Source organism: uncultured Lactobacillus sp. (assembly GCF_947367125.1).
Classification (GTDB): domain Bacteria; phylum Bacillota; class Bacilli; order Lactobacillales; family Lactobacillaceae; genus Lactobacillus.
This window is the reverse complement of the sequence record NZ_CANBCQ010000040.1, coordinates 1-22,112: the sequence shown is the minus strand read 5'-3', so window position 1 is coordinate 22,112 and position 22,112 is coordinate 1. Positions and strand designations below refer to the sequence as shown.

At 35.8% G+C, this 22,112-nt stretch carries 29 protein-coding genes, 1 pseudogene and 1 other annotated feature; of the genes and pseudogenes, 25 read left to right on the top strand and 5 right to left on the bottom strand.

What is annotated here, in order from left to right; genetic code table 11:
• Window positions 1-324: 324 nt before the first annotated feature.
• From Q0Y84_RS10390 to rplT, 9 genes are all read left to right on the top strand, one after another.
• Window positions 325-846 (top strand): hypothetical protein, encoded by a 522-nt coding sequence (locus Q0Y84_RS10390; RefSeq protein WP_013086684.1) that lies wholly within the window; start codon window positions 325-327, stop codon window positions 844-846.
• Window positions 847-1,009: 163 nt separating this feature from the next.
• Window positions 1,010-1,444: a LytTR family DNA-binding domain-containing protein gene (locus tag Q0Y84_RS10385; RefSeq protein ID WP_054832913.1), complete on the top strand. Its 435-nt coding sequence runs from the start codon at window positions 1,010-1,012 to the stop codon at window positions 1,442-1,444.
• Window positions 1,441-1,872, top strand: a complete 432-nt coding sequence (locus Q0Y84_RS10380; protein ID WP_013086682.1) for a DUF3021 domain-containing protein — start codon at window positions 1,441-1,443, stop codon at window positions 1,870-1,872. The genes Q0Y84_RS10385 and Q0Y84_RS10380 overlap by 4 nt, the downstream gene beginning before the upstream one ends.
• Before the next feature lie 5 nt (window positions 1,873-1,877).
• Window positions 1,878-2,801 carry an ABC transporter ATP-binding protein gene (locus Q0Y84_RS10375; protein WP_297953331.1) on the top strand — a complete coding sequence of 308 codons (924 nt, stop codon included), beginning with the start codon at window positions 1,878-1,880 and terminating at the stop codon, window positions 2,799-2,801.
• Window positions 2,801-3,565, top strand: coding sequence for an ABC transporter permease (locus Q0Y84_RS10370; RefSeq protein WP_297953322.1), 765 nt, complete (start codon window positions 2,801-2,803; stop codon window positions 3,563-3,565). The genes Q0Y84_RS10375 and Q0Y84_RS10370 overlap by 1 nt, the downstream gene beginning before the upstream one ends.
• Before the next feature lie 31 nt (window positions 3,566-3,596).
• Window positions 3,597-4,157: a GNAT family N-acetyltransferase gene (locus Q0Y84_RS10365; RefSeq protein ID WP_151495693.1), complete on the top strand. Its 561-nt coding sequence runs from the start codon at window positions 3,597-3,599 to the stop codon at window positions 4,155-4,157.
• 35 nt (window positions 4,158-4,192) lie between these two features.
• Window positions 4,193-4,308, top strand: a sequence feature (ribosomal protein L20 leader region).
• A 25-nt stretch (window positions 4,309-4,333) separates the two neighbouring features.
• Window positions 4,334-4,867: a translation initiation factor IF-3 gene (gene infC / locus Q0Y84_RS10360; protein ID WP_081036422.1), complete on the top strand. Its 534-nt coding sequence runs from the start codon at window positions 4,334-4,336 to the stop codon at window positions 4,865-4,867.
• 21 nt (window positions 4,868-4,888) lie between these two features.
• On the top strand, window positions 4,889-5,089 hold the full coding sequence (gene rpmI / locus Q0Y84_RS10355; protein WP_005719899.1) for a 50S ribosomal protein L35: 201 nt from the start codon (window positions 4,889-4,891) through the stop codon (window positions 5,087-5,089).
• Window positions 5,090-5,133: 44 nt separating this feature from the next.
• Window positions 5,134-5,490, top strand: coding sequence for a 50S ribosomal protein L20 (gene rplT / locus Q0Y84_RS10350; protein WP_005719897.1), 357 nt, complete (start codon window positions 5,134-5,136; stop codon window positions 5,488-5,490).
• 47 nt (window positions 5,491-5,537) lie between these two features.
• Here rplT and add read toward each other — a convergent pair whose 3' ends face one another.
• Window positions 5,538-6,539 (bottom strand): adenosine deaminase, encoded by a 1,002-nt coding sequence (add, locus tag Q0Y84_RS10345; protein ID WP_297953315.1) that lies wholly within the window; start codon window positions 6,537-6,539, stop codon window positions 5,538-5,540.
• A 137-nt stretch (window positions 6,540-6,676) separates the two neighbouring features.
• Between add and Q0Y84_RS10340 the strand changes: the two genes are divergently transcribed.
• From Q0Y84_RS10340 to Q0Y84_RS10300, 9 genes are all read left to right on the top strand, one after another.
• Window positions 6,677-7,201: a YqeG family HAD IIIA-type phosphatase gene (locus Q0Y84_RS10340; protein WP_297953314.1), complete on the top strand. Its 525-nt coding sequence runs from the start codon at window positions 6,677-6,679 to the stop codon at window positions 7,199-7,201.
• Window positions 7,194-8,303 carry a ribosome biogenesis GTPase YqeH gene (yqeH, locus tag Q0Y84_RS10335; protein WP_297953312.1) on the top strand — a complete coding sequence of 370 codons (1,110 nt, stop codon included), beginning with the start codon at window positions 7,194-7,196 and terminating at the stop codon, window positions 8,301-8,303. Before Q0Y84_RS10340 ends, yqeH begins: the two co-directional genes overlap by 8 nt.
• 11 nt (window positions 8,304-8,314) lie before the next feature.
• Complete coding sequence (locus Q0Y84_RS10330; RefSeq protein ID WP_297953310.1) at window positions 8,315-8,962, top strand: nicotinate-nucleotide adenylyltransferase; 648 nt, start codon at window positions 8,315-8,317, stop codon at window positions 8,960-8,962.
• Window positions 8,943-9,536 (top strand): bis(5'-nucleosyl)-tetraphosphatase (symmetrical) YqeK, encoded by a 594-nt coding sequence (gene yqeK, locus Q0Y84_RS10325; protein ID WP_297953308.1) that lies wholly within the window; start codon window positions 8,943-8,945, stop codon window positions 9,534-9,536. The genes Q0Y84_RS10330 and yqeK overlap by 20 nt, the downstream gene beginning before the upstream one ends.
• A gap of 18 nt (window positions 9,537-9,554) precedes the next feature.
• Window positions 9,555-9,902, top strand: a complete 348-nt coding sequence (rsfS, locus tag Q0Y84_RS10320; RefSeq protein ID WP_198564568.1) for a ribosome silencing factor — start codon at window positions 9,555-9,557, stop codon at window positions 9,900-9,902.
• Window positions 9,903-9,904: 2 nt separating this feature from the next.
• Window positions 9,905-11,056 carry a nucleotidyltransferase gene (locus Q0Y84_RS10315; protein ID WP_297953304.1) on the top strand — a complete coding sequence of 384 codons (1,152 nt, stop codon included), beginning with the start codon at window positions 9,905-9,907 and terminating at the stop codon, window positions 11,054-11,056.
• 2 nt (window positions 11,057-11,058) lie between these two features.
• The gene (locus tag Q0Y84_RS10310; protein WP_297953302.1) at window positions 11,059-11,616 is read left to right on the top strand and encodes a YceD family protein; all 558 of its coding nucleotides are present in this window, start codon (window positions 11,059-11,061) and stop codon (window positions 11,614-11,616) included.
• A gap of 169 nt (window positions 11,617-11,785) precedes the next feature.
• A complete protein-coding gene (locus Q0Y84_RS10305; RefSeq protein ID WP_297953300.1) occupies window positions 11,786-12,502 on the top strand; it encodes a response regulator transcription factor in 717 nt (238 codons plus the stop codon).
• Window positions 12,480-14,057: a HAMP domain-containing histidine kinase gene (locus Q0Y84_RS10300; RefSeq protein ID WP_297953298.1), complete on the top strand. Its 1,578-nt coding sequence runs from the start codon at window positions 12,480-12,482 to the stop codon at window positions 14,055-14,057. The genes Q0Y84_RS10305 and Q0Y84_RS10300 overlap by 23 nt, the downstream gene beginning before the upstream one ends.
• Window positions 14,058-14,089: 32 nt before the next feature.
• Here Q0Y84_RS10300 and Q0Y84_RS10295 read toward each other — a convergent pair whose 3' ends face one another.
• Genes Q0Y84_RS10295 through Q0Y84_RS10285 form a run of 3 tightly spaced genes read right to left on the bottom strand, consistent with a single transcriptional unit; the run spans window position 14,090 to window position 15,905 of the window.
• Window positions 14,090-14,578 (bottom strand): YbaK/EbsC family protein, encoded by a 489-nt coding sequence (locus Q0Y84_RS10295; RefSeq protein WP_297953296.1) that lies wholly within the window; start codon window positions 14,576-14,578, stop codon window positions 14,090-14,092.
• Window positions 14,579-14,623: 45 nt separating this feature from the next.
• Window positions 14,624-15,589 (bottom strand): membrane protein insertase YidC, encoded by a 966-nt coding sequence (yidC, locus tag Q0Y84_RS10290; RefSeq protein WP_297953294.1) that lies wholly within the window; start codon window positions 15,587-15,589, stop codon window positions 14,624-14,626.
• 43 nt (window positions 15,590-15,632) lie between these two features.
• A complete protein-coding gene (locus tag Q0Y84_RS10285; RefSeq protein WP_148238599.1) occupies window positions 15,633-15,905 on the bottom strand; it encodes an acylphosphatase in 273 nt (90 codons plus the stop codon).
• A gap of 98 nt (window positions 15,906-16,003) precedes the next feature.
• Between Q0Y84_RS10285 and Q0Y84_RS10280 the strand changes: the two genes are divergently transcribed.
• From Q0Y84_RS10280 to Q0Y84_RS10255, 6 genes are all read left to right on the top strand, one after another.
• Window positions 16,004-16,771: an RNA methyltransferase gene (locus tag Q0Y84_RS10280; protein ID WP_013086657.1), complete on the top strand. Its 768-nt coding sequence runs from the start codon at window positions 16,004-16,006 to the stop codon at window positions 16,769-16,771.
• A 107-nt stretch (window positions 16,772-16,878) separates the two neighbouring features.
• Window positions 16,879-17,229 carry a helix-turn-helix domain-containing protein gene (locus Q0Y84_RS10275; RefSeq protein WP_297953290.1) on the top strand — a complete coding sequence of 117 codons (351 nt, stop codon included), beginning with the start codon at window positions 16,879-16,881 and terminating at the stop codon, window positions 17,227-17,229.
• A 301-nt stretch (window positions 17,230-17,530) separates the two neighbouring features.
• The gene (locus tag Q0Y84_RS10270; RefSeq protein WP_023488242.1) at window positions 17,531-18,190 is read left to right on the top strand and encodes an amino acid ABC transporter permease; all 660 of its coding nucleotides are present in this window, start codon (window positions 17,531-17,533) and stop codon (window positions 18,188-18,190) included.
• Complete coding sequence (locus Q0Y84_RS10265) at window positions 18,171-18,842, top strand: amino acid ABC transporter permease (protein WP_297953287.1); 672 nt, start codon at window positions 18,171-18,173, stop codon at window positions 18,840-18,842. Before Q0Y84_RS10270 ends, Q0Y84_RS10265 begins: the two co-directional genes overlap by 20 nt.
• A 9-nt stretch (window positions 18,843-18,851) precedes the next feature.
• Window positions 18,852-19,592, top strand: coding sequence for an amino acid ABC transporter ATP-binding protein (locus Q0Y84_RS10260; RefSeq protein WP_297953285.1), 741 nt, complete (start codon window positions 18,852-18,854; stop codon window positions 19,590-19,592).
• Window positions 19,593-19,598: 6 nt separating this feature from the next.
• Window positions 19,599-20,483: a transporter substrate-binding domain-containing protein gene (locus Q0Y84_RS10255; protein WP_297953283.1), complete on the top strand. Its 885-nt coding sequence runs from the start codon at window positions 19,599-19,601 to the stop codon at window positions 20,481-20,483.
• A gap of 217 nt (window positions 20,484-20,700) precedes the next feature.
• Here the strand turns inward: Q0Y84_RS10255 and Q0Y84_RS10250 are convergent.
• A pseudogene (locus Q0Y84_RS10250) lies at window positions 20,701-21,343 on the bottom strand (IS982 family transposase).
• Window positions 21,344-21,549: 206 nt separating this feature from the next.
• Between Q0Y84_RS10250 and Q0Y84_RS10245 the strand changes: the two are divergent.
• Window positions 21,550-22,029 carry a hypothetical protein gene (locus Q0Y84_RS10245; protein ID WP_297953281.1) on the top strand — a complete coding sequence of 160 codons (480 nt, stop codon included), beginning with the start codon at window positions 21,550-21,552 and terminating at the stop codon, window positions 22,027-22,029.
• Window positions 22,030-22,112 lie beyond the last annotated feature (83 nt).

The window sequence follows — 22,112 nt, the reverse complement described above, 5'->3', positions numbered from 1 at the left end:
GAACTCCTTTTTCTAATGTTTAAAGAAATAAATTTAAGGAATCATTCATCCTTACACAAACTATTTTACAGTCTCTTTTTTTAATAAACTTATTGATAAATTAGCAGAAGAATGTTAATCTAAACATACAATTGAAAAGCTTGATGGCTTTCAGATAGAGCGGAGACTTGTCCTGCTACTATCTTTTTTTATACCCTCTTTTATGAATATCTATTCTCATACGTAATAAAGATGTAAAAATGTAACTTGATTGTAAAATAAATGCTTTTTCTCCAATTTTTTGTAGTAAAATGATGATATAAAATTTTAAGGGAGATATTAAAGATGAAGAAAAAAGTTGTAATATTTTTCACTGCATTATTGGTTATCTTGGGTTTAGCTAGTGTTAATACACAAAAAGCAAAAGCAGCTACTAACACTTGGGGTGCAAAGGAAGTTTTCACCACACCTAAGAGTACTCGTGGTACCTGGTACTACAAAGAAAAAGGCAAAGTTAAGAAATTTAGCATTACTGCTCATACAGTCAACGGCCTTAAATTGTATAAGCGGTTGAAAGGGAAAACGGGAGACAAGATAGATTCTAAGTTCGCAGAAGAGAATGAAAAATCCGACTTTAAGTTAGAGGAAAAAGTAAGCACTTCAAAGCTTGAAGCATACACTTTCAAATATCGTGGTGTGACTGGCTTCAATGCTAATGGCTGGCTTGCTCCAACTGGCAATGGTTTTTACTATGTTTCAGTTAAAAGAACCATTAAGGGTAAAAAAGTAAATGCATTGCGCGTAGGTGAAGGTGCTGGTAATTACTTTGCATACTATGCTTACAAAAAGGCTAGTTTAGCTAAATAATTTAATTTGATTTCGATGCCTCATGATACAAATCATGGGGTATTTTTGTACTTAAAAAGCTAAATTAAGACCATTCACCTTGGAAAAACTACCATTTACCGATTTTTTATGACAAAAAAATTAGAATTATCTATACTAATAATCAAATGAAGGAGGGATCAGCTTGAAAGTAAAATTCAATATTGATGAAAATTTACCTGAAGAAAAAGCTGAGTTCTGGCTACATAAGATGACAGATAAAATCAGTCAGATTGCTAATGAGTTGACTAATAAGAAGGAGTTCATCTGGTGTTTTCATCGAGGGGATGCGTATCCAGTAAAATTTAGCGAAATCTATCTGGTACAAGTGGAAAATGAGAAAACTTACGTGTATACGGAGCAGGATACCTATTTGTATAAAGGTCGTTTATATCAAGTGCAAAAAGTTTTGCCATCAGATTTCGTGACAGTATCGAGAAGTGCACTGCTCAATTATCGTCAATTAGATCATCTGCAAATTCTGAGTAACGGTAATATTGATGCTATTTTGAATAATGATCTGCATGTGCAAATCTCACGACGAAGGATTAAAGAACTGAAAGAGAGGCTAGGATTATGAAACGTGTTCGATATATGCTGGATAGCGGTTTGATGGGAATTGGAATTGGCATGATCTGGTTTGCGGTGGACCTATTATCTTCTTCTAACTGGAGAAATTTGGAAGCGACAAAATTGTCAGCTATTAATTTCTTGTTTTGGTTAATAATATCCTTCTTTATCGGTGTCTTTTTTTATTTTGCAGGTTGGATTTTTAATAATGATTCTTGGTCTTTAAGGACACAAATTGTAGTCAATTTCTTTGTTTGTCTAGCAGCATGGTTACTTTTCAATTTAATTATCAACAATTTTAGCTATTCTTGGTCTTTGCTAATGACTACGGTTATCAGTTTTATCATTATGTACGCTATTGCTTATGGATCTTATTTCTTTCATTTATGGCATGAAGTTAATCAAATTAACAAAAAATTGAAGAAAAATGGTGAGTAAAAATGATGGCATTATTAACAGTAGACAAATTATCAAAAACTTATCAAGCCACAAGCAAGAAAGCAGTAAAAGATATTTCTTTTGCGGTAGATCATGGCGATATAGTTGCCTTTCTTGGACCGAATGGTGCAGGTAAGACGACAACTTTAAAAATGATTTTAAATTTAGTTAGTCCTGATCATGGAAAAGTATATTCTGAAGGGAAAGAGACGACCAATGACAATTTATTGCTTCTGAAAAATACAGGAGTTCTTTTGGAAGGTTCGCGGAATATGTTTTGGTCATTATCTCCACTTGAGAATTTTATTTACTGGGGTGGACAACGTGGCTTATCTAAAGCAAAAGCGGAGCGTAGTGGACTTCTATTGATGAAGAAATTTGGTTTGTTGGATAAGAAGGATACAACGATTACCAGTTTAAGCCGTGGGATGCAACAAATAGTAGGGATCTGTTGTGCAATGATTGCACAGCCAAAATTACTGATTTTAGATGAGCCAACTTTAGGACTAGATCTAAAATCGGCCCAAATAGTAACTAATATTTTGCAAGAATTGAGTGCAAATGGTGTTGGAATCTTGATTACTACTCATCAATTAGATTTTGCTCAGAAAGTAGCTCAAAAGATCTTACTGATTAATCATGGCAAGCTGGTATTTTCAGATAATGTGAAAGAAAGCTTGGCTAGGTTGAATAAACAGACCCTTTTAGAACTAACCCTAACACGTTCACTTACTTTAGAGGAACAAGAAGAAATATCAACTTATTGTAATTTGACGAAAAAGCAGATGAACTGCTATCAACTAGAAGTTAAATCTCAAAAAGCTTTGCCGCAAGTATTTAATTTATTAGGGAAGTTACCAGTTCGTCAGATTCAAACTAAAGAGAGAAATCTGGAAGACGTTTTTGAATACTACACGGAGGAAGGATAATGACAAGTTTTAAAGCTGAAATTTGGCGGCAGGTATGGCTATATAAAAGATATTCATTTAATTATTTCTCAGATTTTGTGCTGTTGATCATAATGTTTATGGCAATTTTCTTTGGCGGTGCTCTGCTTGGCGGCGGTGTACTAGGAACATCACTGAATGCTCTAGTCATCGGCTATATTTTGTGGACTTTAATTCAAAATACTATTAGTCAAATGGGAATGTCTTTAACTAGTCAAATGCAAAATGGTATCTTAGAGCAACAATTTTTGATGCCAATCTCTACTAGAAGACTTTTCTTTAATAAAAGCTTAGTCAATATTATTGTTTCAACAGTACAAGCGATTTTGGCATTATTAATCATTATGATGCTCACTGATCATTGGATTAAATTCTCTATTATTTTAGTTATTCCTTTCGTATTAGCTTTAATAACTACTATTGGTTTAGGATATCTGGTTGTGAGCTTGATTTTGCATTTTAAGAGAATTGGTAGTACTTTGGTGATTTTTCAATATGTATATTTGGGGGTCTTACTGACTAATTTTGAACATTTTTCTTTGGGTATTAAATACTTATCTTGTCTGTTGCCTATTTTTCCTATGGTTAGCTGGATGAGACTGTCTGTTAACCAACATGGATATAGTCTAGGCTTCTACTTAGGTGCTTCTTTGTTTAACGCTGTGCTTTGGTTAGCAATCGGATTGGTCATGTTTGAAATTACTAATCGTAATGTGAGAAAAAATGGATCGCTAGCATTATACTGATAGATATAAATTGATGAATAAGAGAAAAAATATGATCACAACAAAAATAATTGACTTCCAACATAAAGCGGATATTAATATTCCTAATGAACCATTTAAATTATTGGGGCGAATTTTAGTTTCTTATAATAATGGTAAATGGGATTATCAGTTAAAGAAGTATCCATCAGAAAAAGTTACAGAGATGTGTTTCCCTGATGAAAATTACGACTATGAGGCAATGAAAGACAGTGTATTTGTCGGAGCCTATGATGATGAAAAATGTGTAGGCTTAGCGATTCTGCAACCAGGCTTTTTCAAATATATGTATTTGTACGATCTCAAGGTAAATCAAGAATATCGTGGCCAACATATAGGGCAGATATTAATAACTAAAGCAAAAGAAATTGCCAAGGAGAAGGGCTACGCAGGTCTGTACACACAAGGGCAAGATAATAATCCTGGTGCATGTTTGTTTTATTTGCATACAGGCTTCTATATTGGCGGAATAGACACTAATGTTTACCGCCATACTAAGCAAGCAGGTAAGGCGATATTATTTTCTATTGTGAAGCTGAGTAAGTATTCTAAGAAAACTGAAATATCATGTTGACGTAGGTAGGATAAACGGGTATAATTCTACTAGTTGAGAACAAGAAGAAGCACCCGCTTCTCGCCTAAGTTAAGTAAACCTCTAGGCTGATCGATAATTTCTGTTGATTAAAGGCGGGTATGATTCTTATAACCCGCCTTTTTCTTGTCCTCAAATTAACACGGAGGTGAACAGTTATACCAAGAAGTTTAATCCTAAACGAAAGAATTCGCGCTCGCGAAGTTCGTTTAATCGATGAAGATGGTCAGCAGGTTGGTGTGATGAGCAAGAGTGATGCTTTGCGTCGTGCAAGCGATGCAGGTCTTGATTTAGCTTTGATATCACCTAATGCTAAGCCACCTGTAGCACGTATCATGGATTACGGGAAGTACCGCTTCGAACAACAAAAGAAGCTTAAGGAAGCCCGTAAGAATTCCAAGACAGTCAGTGTCAAAGAAATTCGTTTGAGTCCAACTATTGAAGGTAACGACTTCGAAACTAAACTTAAGCACGTTCGTAAGTTCATTTCTAAAGAAGGAGCTAAGGTTCGCGTCTCAATTCGTTTTAGAGGTCGTGCCATCACTCACAAGGAATTAGGTCAACAAGTACTTGAAAAAATGGCTGAAGCAACCTCAGACATTGCTAATGTAATTAGTAAGCCTAAGATGGAAGGTCGTTCAATGTTCTTGATGCTTGCACCTAAGAGTGATAAGGACAAAAAGAAAAAGTAGTTAATTGGAGGAAATAGAAATATGCCAAAGATGAAAACACACCGCGCTTCTGCTAAGCGTTTTAAGAGAACTGCAAATGGTGGTTTAAAGCGTCACCACGCATTTACTGGTCACCGTTTCCACGGTAAGACAAAGAAGCAACGTCGTCACTTGAGAAAAGCTGCTATGGTTTCAAAGAGTGATATGAAGCGTATCAAGCAAATGGTTGCTCAAATGCACTAATACTTGTTCTTAATTAAGACAGACTATAGTAGGAGGAATTTTAAATGCCAAGAGTTAAAGGTGGAACAGTAACACGTCAACGTCGTAAGAAGATCATGAAGCTTGCCAAGGGTTACCGTGGCGCAAAGCACATGCAATTTAAGGCTGCAAGCACTCAATTATTCGTTTCATACAAGTACGCATTCCGCGACCGTAGAAGACGTAAGAGTGAATTCAGAAAGTTATGGATTGCTCGTATTAACGCAGCTGCAAGACAAAACGACATCTCATATTCTAAGTTAATGCACGGCTTGAAGTTAGCTGGTGTTGACATGAACCGTAAGATGTTAGCTGATATTGCTTACAACGATTCAAAGACTTTTGCACAATTAGCAGAAACTGCTAAGAAAGCTTTGAACTAATAACAAAAGAAATAAGCTGGGGAAATTTTCCTAGCTTATTTTTTTATCTATTTTTGAATTAATGCTCGTAATCTAATTTTTTCATCTGGTGTAGTAAAGGCCGCGTCAACCGCGTTGAGATAAAGAGTGGTTTCTTCTTCAGGAGTCAAGGCAGTCTTTTCTTCAAGCAGTTGGTATTCATGCGATAAATTAGTATTGGAAACGGTCATATCATCAGAATTTAGCGTGACTCTCATGCCCATGTGCAACATTTTTTTGATTGGATAAGAGTCAATTTGGTCAAAGGCCTTAGTGTTCATATTTGAAGTGGCGCAGCATTCCAAAATGATTTGGTGCTCAATTAAATATTGCGTAAGCTCTTGATCTTCAGTGCATCTAATTCCATGTCCAATTCGCTTAGCTCCCATCTCTAATGCTTGACGAATTGAATCAGGGCCAGCTGCTTCACCGGCATGGATGGTATAGGGAATATTTAATTGCTGAGCTTGTTTGAAAAACTGTTGGTAATTAATATTGGGGATTGGCCCCTCGGCACCTGCTAGATCCAGTCCAACGACACCTTTGCCCAAAAAATCTTTAGCCAATTTAACTGTTTCCATATTTTCAGCTTCATTATTAGCAAAACGCATGAGACACAAAATTAGGCCAGCATGTAGTTCAGGTTGATTCTTGTCTTCTTTTTGTTTTTGATAAAATTTTTTAATGCCACTAATTGTGGCGGTAATAACCTGTCTTTGGCTTAATCCTTTTTTAGTATGCAATTGCGGGGCAAAACGAATTTCGGCATAGACTAGTCCTTGTTTTTTTAATTCACATAAAAGGTCAAAAACAATCGTCTCTAGATCGTGTTTGCTTTGCATTAATTGGTTAGGCAGAGCAAATTTTTGCAAAAATTGTTCCAAACTAGCGCAGGAATTATCGACTAAAAGTTCATGAGCTAACTCTTGGTCAGATAATTTAGGTAGATTATGCTCTTGCATTAGCTTCTTAACCGTAGCAACTGGGACAGAACCGTCGAGATGAAGGTGTAAATCGATGAATTTTCTCATGTTAATCCTTTCTGTTATCTGATGATTTAGCTTAAATTGTTTAGTATTGTACCACTTTTTTAACAGAAGAAAACAAAAATTTCTAAAGCGAACCCATTTTTGATATGATATAAGGTGATAAAAAATGGAGTGTTGATATGCTTTTTAGACCAAAATATACAATTGATACGATTTATAATCTGGACCCCCAGAAATTGAATGAAATGGGCATTAAGGCAGTTTTTTCCGATTTGGATAATACCTTATTAGCTTGGAATAAATTTGAAACTGCTAAGGAAATGGATAATTTTAATCAAGAACTAGCCAAGGCAGGTATTACTTTAGTAGTTATTTCCAATAATAATGCTCAAAGAGTAGGTAAGGTGCTTGATCCTTATTATATTGAGTTTGTCGCTAAATCACGTAAGCCATTGCCATTTGCAATTACTAAAAAACGTGAAGCCATGGGCTTGAAGAAAGAACAAGTCATGATGGTTGGCGATCAGTTGATTACTGATATGCAAGCAGGAAATTTGGCTGGTGTTAATACTGTTTTAGTTAAGCCATTAGTTGAGACTGATAAATGGAATACGAGAATTAATCGTTTCTTGGAAAAGATTATCTTTTTCTTCTTAGGCCTATCGCATCGAGTAACATTTAAGAAGGAGCTATCCAATGGATGAGGAGATTATTTGTATCGGTTGTGGCGCTAAGCTACAATCTGATGATCCTGAAAAAGCAGGCTATTTACCAAAAAGCGCATTAGATAAAGCAAAGCAAGAAGAAAATGCGGATGTATATTGTCAACGGTGTTTTAGATTACGGCATTATAATGAAATTATGCCGGTTGATTTGAACAATGATGATTTTTTAGCCCTGCTTAATTCTTTAGGCCAAAAAAAGGCTTTAATCGTTAATGTAGTTGATTTATTCGACTTCTCAAATTCGCTTTTGTCATCCCTGAAGCGCTTTGTAGGTAATAATGATTTTATTTTAGTTGGTAATAAGTTCGATCTTTTCCCTAAAAATTCTAAACAAAGCAAGATTAAGGATTGGATGAGACAAGAGGCTAATCGGATGGGCCTTTATCCTAAAGACATCTTTTTAGTTTCAGCTAAAAAGAAATTAAATCTTGATGAATTAATTGCATATGTTAATAAGCAATCACAAGATAAGGATGTTTACTTTGTAGGAACGACCAATGTTGGTAAGTCAACTTTAATTAATGCCATCATTGATATGATGGGTGATATTCAAGATTTAATCACTGCTTCACGTTTTCCAGGGACAACCTTAGATAAGATTGAAATTCCACTAGAAAATGGACATTTCTTAATTGATACGCCCGGAATTATGACTGATAATCAATTGGCTACTCATTTGAATGCCAAGGATCTGGAATTGGTTTCACCTAAAAAGCCATTAAAGCCAGCTACTTACCAACTTTTGCCTGGTAATACTTTATTCTTGGCTGGTTTGGGACGGATCGACTATCTCAAGGGCGAATCGACTAGCTTTACTGTTTATGTTGCTCGTGGAATGTATATTCACCGTACTAAAACGGCAAATGCAGATGCCTTTTATGAAAAACATAAGGGTGAGTTATTAGCTCCACCAGCTGCAGATGACCAAATGGCACCGCTAAAAGGTCAGGAGTTTAGGACAGACTATAAGAGTGATCTTTTATTTGGTGGGATTGGTTTTGTGACTGTGCCTGAGGGATGCGTTGTTAAGACTTACACACCAGATGGGATTGGTTTAGGTATTCGTCGTGCATTGATTTAGAGGTATTGCATATGGTTAATCCAAGATGTATTGAACCAACTACTAAAGTTGAAGCAGAATTAAAAGGAGAACAAGGAAAGGGTCGTCAGATTGGCATTATGGGTGGCACCTTTAATCCAGTCCATATTGCGCACTTAGTTGCGGCTGAGCAAGCGATGACTAAATTAAAGCTGGATGAAGTGTGGTTTATTCCGGATAATATTCCGCCACATAAAAATGCCCCGCTTACTTCTGCTAAAGATCGAGCAACTATGCTGGATTTAGCTACTCGTAATAATCCTAAATTTAGAGTAAAATTATTGGAATTATTCCGCGGTGGCGTATCCTATACTGTGGATACCATGCGCTACCTCAAAGAGAAGGCGCCGCAAAATGATTATTATTTGATCATGGGCAGCGACCAAGTTAATAGCTTTCACACTTGGAAAGAAGCACCAACTTTAGCTAAAATGGTAACTTTAGTTGGAATTCGTCGCCCGGGTTATCCGCAAGATCCCCAATATCCGATGATCTGGGTTGATGCGCCTGATATTCGACTCAGTTCAACTGCGATTCGGCGGAGTGTTGCAACTGGAACTTCAATTCGTTACCTGGTGCCAGATGCCGTTAGAGAGTATATTGAAGAAAAGGGGCTTTATCTTGACGAAACTAATTTTTAAAAATACTTATTCACCATTGTCTAGTGAACAAATCGTTGCTAAAGAAAAAGCCAACATGAAGAAAAAACGTTTTGAACATTGCGTTCGCGTTAGTGAGACTGCGCGTAAGTTGGCTAAGTTAAATGGCTATGATGAAGAAAAGGCAGCCTTAGCTGGCTTTGTACACGACTATGCTAAGCAAGTACCGGTAGAAGAGTATCGTAAGGTAATTAAGGAACAGGATTTTGATCCAGACTTGCTTAATTGGAATCGGGCTATCTGGCATGGTATTGTGGGCACTTTCTTTATTGAACGTGATTTAAAAATTAGGGATCCTGAGATTTTAACCGCGGTCCGGCGTCATACGACTGGTGATACTGAGATGACTACATTAGATAAAATTATCTTTGTAGCTGATTTTATTGAACCCGGACGAGATTTCCCAGGAGTTGAAGAAGCACGCAAGGTTGCTTATGCAGATCTTGATGAGGGTGTAGGCTATGAATTGCGGCACACTTTAGACTTTTTAATTGAAAATAAAAATAAAATATATCCCCGTACCTTGGAAGCTTACAATGTGTGGGGAATTAAGTAATAAATAAGGAGAAAAATATTGACTAGTCAAGAAATTTTAGATTTTACTACCAAAGCAATTAGTGATCGTCATGGTGAAGATACTGAAGCATATGACATGCGTGGAATTAGTATTTTGGCTGATTACTATGTAATTACTAGTGCTGGTTCAAACCGTCAATTGCATGCGATTGTTAATTCAATTGTTGAAGCAGCTCATGAAAATAACTACACTGATTACCGAATTGAAGGTACACGTGACTCTAACTGGTTATTGCTTGATTTAGGAGATGTAGTAGTTAACGTCTTTACTAAGGAAGCACGTGAATTTTATAACCTTGAAAAATTGTGGGCTAACGGCAAACAAGTTGAATTAAAGGAAGACTAAGCATGAGTGTTGTTGGGATTATTGCGGAATTTAATCCTTTCCATAGTGGGCATGAATTTTTATTAAACCAGGCGCGATTAATTGCTGGTAACGATCCAATTGTTGTTTTAATGTCCGGTAACTATGTGCAACGTGGTGAAATGGCAATTATGAGCAAATGGGAGCGTGCTAAAGCAGCGCTGCAGTCAGGTGCCGATTTAGTATTTGAAACGCCATTTTCGACTGCGGTTGAACCAGCAGATCTATTTTCTTTAGGAAATATTGAACAACTAGCTAAATTAGGCGTAACGGATTTAGTCTTTGGTGTGGAGGATGCTAACTTAAATTTTTCTTATTTAGGTAAAAAAATTGCGGAAATTCCACAAAACCACATGGATTTTAAAGACTATAGTCAGACTTATTCAACCCAATATAATCAAATGGTAGCCCGTGAAGTGGGGTATGAGGTTAATCAGCCAAATGCTATTTTGGGCTTGGCGTATTCAGTTGCGAACCATAATTTAGGTTCACCATTAAGCTTGCATCCCGTCAACCGAATTGGAGCTGGCCATGATGATCTCTTGCAAAGAGAAAAAGTGGTCCAAAGCGCTAGCGCGATTCGCAATTTATTGCTGCATGGTGAAGATACTGAAAATTTAAAGTATTGGATGCCTAAAAAAGAAGCAGCAGTATTAGCTAAACAAAAAGTTTATCCTAATTGGAATTTGCTTTATCCATTTTTGAAGTATCGAATCGAATCATCTTCAGTTGAAGATTTGCGACGAATTTACCAAATGAGTGAGGGGCTTGAATACAAGATGAAGCAAGAAATTCATTTGGCACGCGACTTTACTGAATTTTTACGGCATATTAAGTCTAAGCGGTATACATATTCTCGTCTGCGTAGGTTAAGTTTGTATACATTGCTCAATGTTACTCAAGATGATATGCTTGCTAGTTTTAATCATGAATCGTTGATGCTTTTAGGTTTTAGTAAAACAGGGCGCAAGTTTTTGAAGCAACAACGTAAAGATTTTCAGACAGAAATTGTTTCAAAGGTCGATAAAAGAAGTGCTAAGAGCGGTTCTTTAGCTTTACAAGTTAGGGTAGATCGTTTATTTGAACAAATAATGGGTGTTGATCAAAACTTTGGTCAACGACCAATTGAGGTATAAAAATGTTAGAACTTAGTTTTTCAAGAATTCAAAATTCTAAGGAACCATTAACTCACATTGAACGTGAAGTTGAAATGCGTCCAGAATTTTTTAAACGAAGCAAAGATTTATTAATTGATGCCAAGAACGTTAAAGTAATTGGTGATTTGTTCTATCAAGAACCTTTTGTGACTGGCAGTTTTCATGTGACTGCTGATCTAGTGGTACCGTCAAGCAGAAGCTTAAAGCCGGTAGATTATCATGAAGACTTTACTTTCATTGAAAATTATCTTGATCGTAAGCCAACCAAAGAAGAATTGGAAGAAAATGATACGATTGTGCAAGTAGAAGATGATCAAATCGATTTACAAACAGCAATCGAGGATAATATCTTACTTCATATTCCGACAACTATTCTGACTCCAGAAGAAAAGGAAAAGAACATTTTTCCTGAAGGTCAAGGTTGGGAAGTAGTATCTGAAGCTTCATTTGAAGAAGGTAAGAAAAATCAAGTTAATCCAGCCTTTGCCAAATTGAAGGTATTACTAGATAATAAGGACGATAACCAAGACAAAAAATAATAAATGTAATAAAAATTTATCTGAAAAACAATCAAAGAAATTGAACTTTGATTGTTTTTTATTCTTGTTTTAGAAGTGTTTTTAAAGTATCCTTTAATTATAAAAACATTTTTTAATTAATTTGTTAATTATTAGAAAACCAATTTGATCTATGAGGAAATGAATTAACATGGCAAAAATTCTAATTATTGAAGATGAAAAAAACTTGGCTCGCTTTGTAGAGCTTGAATTACAACATGAAAACTATGAAACTGTTGTGGAAAATAATGGACGTAAAGGACTAGAAGATGCATTAAATCAAGATTTTGACGCAATCTTATTGGATTTAATGTTGCCTGACTTAAATGGGTTAGAAATTGCCCGTCGCGTTCGTCAAGTTAAGACTACACCAATTATTATGATGACTGCACGTGATTCTGTAATTGACCGGGTTTCTGGTTTGGATCATGGCGCTGACGACTATATTGTTAAGCCTTTTGCAATTGAAGAACTTTTGGCTCGTCTCCGTGCTGTTTTACGCCGCGTTAAGATTGAAAAAGATGCTTCAAAGGTGACAGTAGCCAAGCAAAAGATTGTTAAATTTAAGGATTTAACAATTGAAACTGCTAACCGAATCGTGCACCGTGGCGATGGTAAAGCAATCGATTTAACCAAGCGTGAATACAACTTATTAATGACCTTAATTGAAAATAAGAATAACGTAGTTAGTCGTGATCAATTATTGAATAAGATCTGGGGACCAGAATCTAATATCGAAACTAACGTAGTTGAAGTTTATGTACGTTACTTACGTAATAAGATTGATGTTCCAGGTCAACCATCTTACATTAAGACGGTTCGTGGCACCGGTTATATGGTAAGAGATGAAGATGATGATCAAGAATAAAGATGAGAAGAAAGAGGCCAAGCACTCATCACTAATTGTGCGATGGGTTAGTATCGTTGCATTGACGATTACGGTCTCTTTTGTCATATTTTCCGTTGTTGTTTATCAAATTGTTAGTCAGCAGTCGATCAATCAGCAGCAAGAGACATCCAATAATGTGATAACGACTCTAGACCGAACTTTAAGTTCGATTCCAGATGAACTTGAAATTTCCAATGTTATTCCTTCTCTATCACCATCAACGCGCCGAATTTTAAAGGGTGGACCTGCAATTAGTAGTAAAGATATTAATAATGGTGCTTTTAGTGATAATTTGATCGCTTCAATTTCTAATCCAGATATCAATGTTGCTGTCTATAATAAGCATAATGAAATTGTTTTTACTAATGGAAATACTGCTCCTGAATTCAAGCCATTTACTGGTAATCGAATGACCGAGCAAGTTGCCCGTAAAAAAGGCAAAATGCTGATAACTTACTGCAAGGTATATTCATCGGTCAATAATAAATTGACGGGCTATATTGTGGTATCTAATGGCATGACCTATTACAATCACTTGATGAGCAACTTATTGCACTGGATGGTAATCATTTCTTTAATTGCAATTGTCTTCTTTATTGTGATTTCTTATATTCTGGTTGTTAATGTGGTTAAGCCAATTAAGAAAATGTCAGAAGTGGCTAAGGAAGTTAATGCTGATCCGAACAGTGGTGCTAGAATTAAGGAACTTCATCGTGATGACGAATTAGAGGAATTGGCTACGTCGATTAATCAAATGTTGGATCGAATGCAGAGCTATATTGAGCAACAAAAACAATTCGTCGGCGATGTTTCGCATGAATTGAGAACTCCGGTAGCGGTAATTGAAGGACATCTTAATTTGCTTGAAAGATGGGGCAAAGATGATCCGCAAGTTTTGGATGAATCGATTAAAGCTTCGTTGCAAGAAGCTGATCGAATGAAGCACTTGATTCAAGAAATGCTTGATTTAACTAGGGCTGAGCAAATCGATGTGCAATACCCATATGAAGTAAGCAACGTCAACGAAATTACTCGAAGAGTTGTAGCTGATATGGCGATGGTTCACCCCGATTTCAAGATTCAGTTGGATGAAGATGATTTACCAGCAGATACAGAAATTCAAATGTATCACGGTCACTTAGAGCAATTATTGGTTATCTTGATTGATAACGGAATTAAATATTCAACTGATCGCAAACAAATTAATGTTTCAGCTGGGGTAACCAAAAAAGACGTTAATATTATTGTGCAAGACTTTGGTGAAGGAATTTCTGAAGCAGATCAAAAGAAGATTTTCAATCGCTTTTATCGGGTAGATAAAGCCAGAACTCGTGAAAAAGGTGGCAATGGTTTAGGTTTATCAATTGCGCAAAAATTAATGGCCAGTTATAATGGTGAAATTAGTGTTGAATCAGTTGAAGGCCAAGGCAGTCAATTCAAGCTGAAGTTCCCACGTTTGACCAAGAAGAAAGCCGCTAAGTTAAGAAAATTAAATGAGAAAAAACAAATGCCTAAGAGCAATCTAGAGGCATAGAAAAAAGCAGTACCGGCGTACTGCTTTTTTCATTATAGTGATCTTTCTTCAAATAAATGACCGTAGGAACTTAAAACCCTAGCTAAATCGGTCCAAGTAAGACTAATTGTTTTGGTATTATCGTTGGGATGCACCCCGACTAAATTGTTTTCTTCCATGGCTGCCTGATCGATAATCAGGGGAATTTTATTGCTTTGGTCATTAAGCAGACTAAATGGCGAAACAGAACCTGTTTTAACCTGCAATCTTTCTTCTAATTCGGCTTCAGTAGCGAAGGTCAAGCTAGAAGAGAGTAATTCAGCTTTAGTTTTTTGCCAATCAATTTTTTTAGCTTCGGGTAACATTAATAGATAATAATTTTTGGCATTACGGGTTTTAATAAAAAGAACTTTACATTTAGCAAAATTTTCATCTTCTAAGTATTTATCTGCTTCTTTAGTTGTAAAAACTGCTGGATGAGAAAATACTTGATAGTTAATATCATGATCATCTAAAAGTTGTAATATTTCTTGAGCGTTCATTTTTTCTCCTAACAAAAAAGTCAGGATCTTACTCCTGACTGATAACTATTTACGTTTTTGCTTACCTTTATTGCGGTTACGCAAGTTTTGGTGTAATTCTTTCTTAGCTTCAGTTGTAGCCTTACTTTGACCGCCATTGGAGTTAAACAAAGCATCCACTTTTTCCTTAGTAACAACAGTTTCAATCGGCTTGTCTTTTAATTCATCAGCAACATGCTTCTTAACGCTAGGAGTTAAGAAGAAGGTAACAATAACTTGTTGAATAATCATTACCAAGTTACCAGCAGCCCAGTAAAGAGCTAGGGCACCGGAGAAGGACAAACTGAAGAATAAAGTCATAATTGGGTTGAAGATCATCATTGATTGCATGGTCTTCTTTTGTTCTTCTGGAATACCAATTAGTGAGATATAACCCTGGATAACAGTAAAGACAGTCGCAATAATGGCTAAAACAACAGACTTAGAGCTAAGAGAAATACCAAAGAATCTGGATTGAGCCAATTGAGGTGAGTAGAATACCGCTTGATAAATTCCCCACATGATTGGTAACTGAATAATTAATGGTAAGCAGCCCATACCACCAGTTAATGAAACTTGGTTTTTAGAATAAAGTTCTCTTTGCCAAGTTGATAAGGTCATTTGTTGGTCAGGGGTGATACCCTTGTGTCTCATTGCATTTTGAATCAACTTCATTTGCGGTTGCAAACGAGCCATTTTTTCTTGTTGGCGTACGCTCTTATTTTGTTGTACTAACATTAATGGCATTAAGATTAAACGGACGACAACCGTAATAATCACGATTCCCCAGCCAGCACCATTATCGCCGCCGATCATGTGGGCAGTTTGAATCATGATATTTTGTAAAGGCCGGCCTAACCATTGATAAACCCAGCCATAAATGCCGCTATGTGGCACAACATGTGGATCAGTTGTTGCCCCGCAGGCACTTAATACAAGAGTAGCTACTGCTAACAAAGTCAGCACTCCAGCGTATTTTTTAATTTTTCTCATTTAAATAAATCACCACTTAATTTCTATCTAAAAATGTATGTCTCTAATATAATACATGAAAATCATGCATTTTTTCTACACCTGGGACAGATTCTTGACTAATATTTTGAATTTGGGCAAAACCAGATGCGGCAGGCAGCTTTTCAATAAAACGGTCGATTTTATCACCATCTGCTTGTAGATAGATAGTAACAGTGCCATCGGCATTATTTTTAACAGTGCCAGGGATGCCCATTTTGTTAGCTAAAGCCATTGTTGACCAACGAAAACCAACGCCTTGAACAAGACCTGAACAAATTAATTTTCTTGTTTCCATTTTTATCTCCCTTATTAAATTAAGTTCAATTTTGATTTTAGCATGATCAAAACAGATTATCAGTTATAATAGGTCTTGAATGTAAAAAGGAGAAAATTATGCAACAGATTAGTTCAGTTAATAATGCAACAATTAAGAAATTAGCCAAATTAAAGCAAAAAAAATATCGTGATGATGAAGGTTTATATTTAATTGAAGGTTTTCACTTGTTTGAAGAAGCTTTAAAGGCTGGTAAAAAATATCAATATATTTTAGGAACCAAAGAAGCACTCGATCAAGCTGATAGCAATTATGAAGTTGATCTAAGTGGTAAAAATGTTTTGTTAATTAATAAAGCAATTGCGCGGCATTTAAGTTCAACTAAAAATTCACAGGAAATTTTTATGGTGTTAAAAATTGATCAACCAAAAGAATTTCCATTTAACTATGGTAAATGGGTTTTGCTGGATAATTTAGCTGATCCAGGTAATGTCGGGACAATCATTAGAACTGCGGATGCAGCTGGCTTTGATGGAGTAATCCTTTCACCAGAGAGTGCTGACTTATACAATCCTAAGACGCAACGAGCAATGCAGGGCAGCCAATTCCACATTGATTTAATTAAACGTGATTTGGCTGACGTAATCACTGATTTTCAAGCTGCTGCTATTCCAGTTTATGCTTCAATGCTTGACCGCTCAGCTAAGCAATTACCTGATTTTGAAAAGGTACCTCAATTAGCGTTGATCATTGGTAATGAAGCACATGGTGTCAGCCCAACCATTGCTTCTTTGGCTGATGAAAAGCTCTATATTCCAATTAAAGGACAAGCTGAATCACTCAATGCCGCTGTCGCAGCCGGGATTATGATTTATCACTTTGCTTAGTACTTGTAATTAGTAAGTGAATTTACTATAATAATGTTAGTAATACTGAAAAATATTTTATATAATATTGTTTTTACAGGGATTATATAATTATGGAGGGACTTACGATGCAAGAAGTTAAAGAAAAAAAGGATGCAGCTCCTTGTAAACCAGAAGATTATGAATTGTGCTGTCACTTTGTTGGTGCTTTTAAGATTATTGGCAAAAAGTGGAATGGTTTAATTATTAGTTCACTTTGTGATACCCGAGATATGCGTTTTAAAGATTTAGCGCGAACGATTGAGGCATGTAGTGATCGAGTACTCGTTGAACGTTTGAAGGAACTAGAAAAAGAAGATATCGTCAAGCGTAGTGTTGATCAAAATACCGGCATCATTTCATATGGTTTAACTAAAAAAGGTGCTGAACTTAAGCCAGTTTTTGACCAAGTACATAATTGGGCTGACAAATGGGCTTAGGGTATTGACATTAAGTAAGAAAAAAAGTATATTACTTAATGTAAGTTGCTTACTTAAAATAAGACAAGATGAAAGGAGTACGAAAATGGAATTTTTAAGTATGAGAAATGTTAATACTGACTGTTGTTCTTGTGTATCTAACATTGCTTTTAATACTCAAGAATTCAGTTTGCGTATGCCTAAATAGCTTTAATTAGAAAATAAGGAGATTTACGTCAACTGGAGTAGCGTAGATCTTTTTTTATTGTTTAAAGAGACCTATGAGAGTGGGTCTCTTTTTTATGTGATTGGGGGATTTTTAATGAATTGGACAATTATCCAACAAGCCTTGCCTGTGTTTGCTCGGGGATTTGAGCTAACGTTATGGCTTTCACTAGTTGGCATTGTGGGCTCAATTATTGTGGGGATTATTGTCAGTCTGGTGCAATACTTTAAGGTACCTGTATTAAGCCAAATTTTGACAGCATATGTTGAATTAGCTAGAAATACACCGCTTTTAATTCAACTTTTCTTTTTATATTATGCCTTTCCAGTAATTGGCTTAAAAATGTCCGCTGAGGTCTGCGGCATCATTGGCTTAATCTTTTTAGGTGGAGCATATATGGCTGAAGGCTTTACCGGTGGTTTTAATGGCGTAAGCCCTAGTCAGATTAATAGCGGTAAAGCATTAGGAATGAACAACTTACAATTAGCTCGCTATGTGGTTTTTCCACAAGGATTTAGCCTAAGCATGCCGGCTTTAACTGCCAATATTATTTTCTTAATTAAGGAAACTTCAATTTTTTCAGTAATTGCAATTCCAGAGTTAACTAATACAGCTCTTGACTTGATTGGGATGTATTACCATTCAAATGAATATTTATTGATGCTGGTAATTGCTTATGCGATTATTTTGATTCCAATTATTTTATTATTAACTTGGCTTGAGAGGAGAGTACGGTATGCTTCATTCGGGGATTAATGTTTTGTTTGAAGGAAGTAACTTTGCCCGTTTGATGGCAGGGCTATGGACCTCGATTTGGATTGCAGCTTTGTCACTAGTAATTGGCTTGGCTGTAGGAACAATTTTTGGTATTTTGAGAACCTTTAAAAATCGTCCATTGCGTTTCATTTTGCGGTTGTACTTAGAATTCTTCAGAATTGTGCCAACCGTAGTTTTACTATATTTGGTTTATTATATTTTGCCAAGAAGCTTGCACGTCAATTGGCCAGCTACTTGGATGGCGGTATTAGCTTTCTCAATGTGGGTAGCTGCTGAGTTTAGCGATATTGTTCGTGGTGCATTGGAATCAGTACCCAAAACGCAGCGTGAATCTGGCCTAGCACTGGGGCTAAATCGACTGCAACTGTTCCGTTATGTCTTGTTGCCTCAAGCAGTTAAGTTAGAACTACCAGCAACAATCAACTTGGCTACTAGAGTAATTAAGACCACTTCTTTATTAATGATTATCAATATCATGGAAGTAATCAATGTCGGTCAACAAATCATTGAAGCAAATAATCAACAATATCCAGCTGGTGTGTTCTGGGTATATGGCTTTATCTTTATCTTGTATTTTATTTTGGATTATCCCTTGTCTGCATGGGCAAAACGATTAACTGCTAAGAATTAGGTGAATGAAATGACAGAAGAAGTTTTAAGAGTAGAACATTTAAATAAATTTTATGGCAAGCATCAAACTTTGTTTGATATCAACTTTAGCTTAAATAAAGGCGAGGTATTGACCTTATTGGGACCTTCTGGTTCAGGAAAAAGTACTTTGCTGAGAACAGTGAATGGGCTTGAAGAATATGAGGGTGGCGCAATTTATTTTCACGGTAAAAAAATAAATCCTAGTCCGAAGGAATGGCAATTGTTGCGCCAAAAGATTGGGATGGTCTTTCAAAGTTATGACTTGTTTCCCAACTTATCCGTGATGGAAAATATTTTATTGGCACCGGTAAAAGTTCAAAAACGTGATGAAGTTGAAGTTAAACAAGAAGCAGTTAAGTTATTAGAGCAAGTCGATTTAGCTAATTATGCAAAAGCATATCCACGTGAATTATCAGGTGGACAAAAGCAAAGAATTGCGATTGTGCGTGCTTTGATTATGCATCCCGAAGTAATGCTCTTTGATGAGATTACTGCTTCGCTTGACCCTGAAATGGTTCGCGGCGTGTTAGATATCATGCAAAGATTATCTGATAACGAACATATGACGATGATCATTGTTACGCACGAAATGAACTTCGCTGCGAGAATTGCCGATAAGGTACTATTTTTAGAAGACGGAAAAATTTTGGAAGAGACACCAGGCAAAGAATTCTTTACTAAACCTCAGACTACGCGGGCACAAGAATTTTTAGAGAGTATGGATTTTTAGGTGTGAATGATGGCAAAAAAGATTTTTAATTGGATCATGGCTGTCCTATTTGCGGTAGTTGTGGTAATTGCTGGTTATTTTGGAATTACGCGACCAGGAATTAACGGCACTGCTTCAGGCGACAGATGGAATAATGAAAATAATGTGTCTTCAATTAAACGTCGTGGCTATTTGAGAGTGGCTGTCTTTGGCGATTTACCGCCTTATGGCTGGGTTAATTCACAAGGTAAGCGTGTTGGCTATGACGTGCGCCTAGCTCGCAGAGTGGCGAAAGATTTGGGCGTAAAAACTAAGTTTATTCAAGTTAATGCCAATAATCGAATTGATACCTTGAATTCTAATAAGGCTGATATTGTTTTGGCTAACTTCACTTTGACACCAGAGCGTAAAAGCGTGGCTAGTTGGACTAAGCCATATATGAAAGTATCAGTTGGGGTGATTTCCCCTAAGTCAGCTCCAATAACTAGTGCAAAACAATTGAAGGGAAAAAGCGTGATCGTTACTAAAGGGACGACAGCAGAGAACTATTTTACTAAACAAAAAGGCGTAAACTTGCTTAAGTTTGACTCGAAAACTCAGCAGTTTAGCGCGATTAAAAATGGCCGTGGTGCAGCTTTGGCCGATGATAATTCTTATCTGTATGCTTGGGTTAAGCGAAATCCTAAGTTTACTGTCGGCATTAAGACGATTGGACCTAACCAGTATATTTCTGGTGCGGTAAAGAAGGGCAATAAGTCCTTACAAAAATGGATGGATCGTGAGATCACCAAATTGAATCGCGAAAGCTTCTTTACTTACGATTATAATAAAGAATTGAAGCCATACTTTGGCAAGGAAATTAGACCAAGTGACATTGTTTTGCCACAGGGTAAAAATAAGACGATAAATTAACATTTTTGATCTGATCCGTACTGTGTCAAGTAGACAGTTTAAATATATAAATTAATCTGCTTAATCAGTTCGCTATTATGCGAGCTGATTTTTTCATCAATCTTTTTCTAAAAGTCTTTATATCGTTTATCTTGTTTTATTGGATATGAAATTATATTTTCTGACGCGTGGTGCTAATTAAATCGTTCTAGGCAATAAACTAAACTAATTCTAGCCACTATTGAAAGCCAGCTAAACTCCTTGCCCGGTTATAGTAATTGAGCAAAGAAAAGTCGTTCTCAACTGTTCTTTTAATTGCTATTGATTGGTGACCATTTTTAGCAACTTCCATATTTTTTCGATATGGTGTCCAAAGCACATAGCCCATACGTTTTAACTCGGTGGCTAAGTAGCCATAGCCATCATCGCTTACTAGTGCGTGAACCTTGAAACCATAATAATAGACTTTCTTGGTTACTTTCTAGCCGATATCAGCTATGCCGTGAAAGATTTTGACGCAATAATTACGAATAGGCCGACAAACTGGAAAGCTGTCGTCTCCAGCTGTTTTCGCCTCTTGATTCCAAGCCTGACGGATACAGCGCATTAAAGGCAAAAGCATTCATGCCTGACGATTAAAACTAGAATGAGACAAACCGACAAAGAATTTTCAAAATCTTTTTTGAGATTCGATGCCAATTTCAATTTGCCAAATAAGCATTGCTTAGATAGAACTGTCTGAGAGCTTAACCTGATCAATATTTTTACGGTATTTTAGCTCATCAGGAACAAGCTTGTACAAAGAACAACAAATTACATTTAACCTAGCAAAGCTATCTTGTAAATGGGGAGGAAAAACTATTAAGCTTGAGATAATTCAATTAGATCAGCCTTTTTTCTACTTAATTTGAGTTACAACTTGAGTCTAATCCGATTGAATTTTTTCTTAACTAACACCACGCGTATAGGTTATGTTTAAGGAAAAATAACATATTTTTAAAACATTATAAATAGCAAAGTTAATTTATGATATTTTGTAGTATAATGAAAGCGATTACAATAATTTAAAAACGGATTGGCAAGTATTATGAAAAAACAAAAATCAAATAGCATTTTGGATGTTTTAAAACTACTGCTAAGTTTTAAAAAAAGATATTTAGTATATATTTTTGTACTGGCTACGATACAAGGAATAGTTCCTTTTGCTACTATGTTAGTTACGCAAGCGCTAATTAATGCAATTCAAATTAAAGTGGCATTAACTGTAATTGCACATATTTTAATATGGTTTGCAGTGTTTAGCATATTAGAAATAATTACCAATTTGCTTTTTACATATTATCAAAATAAATATAGAGAGTATTTATATTTAGTATTAAATTGTAAGTTATTGAGAGAAACACAAAGCTTTAAGTATGTAGACTTTGAAAATTCTAATACTTATGATTTAATCGATAGAGCTGATCAACAGATCGGAATTAGACCAATAAATATTGTTATTGAGATAACTACTGCATATACTAATGTGATTACTATTGTTTCTTCTTTTTTGATATTGGTTTTATAATTTTACCGAAACTGTCAAATCTTTTGTGTAAATAGATCTTTCTCGTAAATTGATTTTTTAATTATTTATTTAATCAAAGTAGG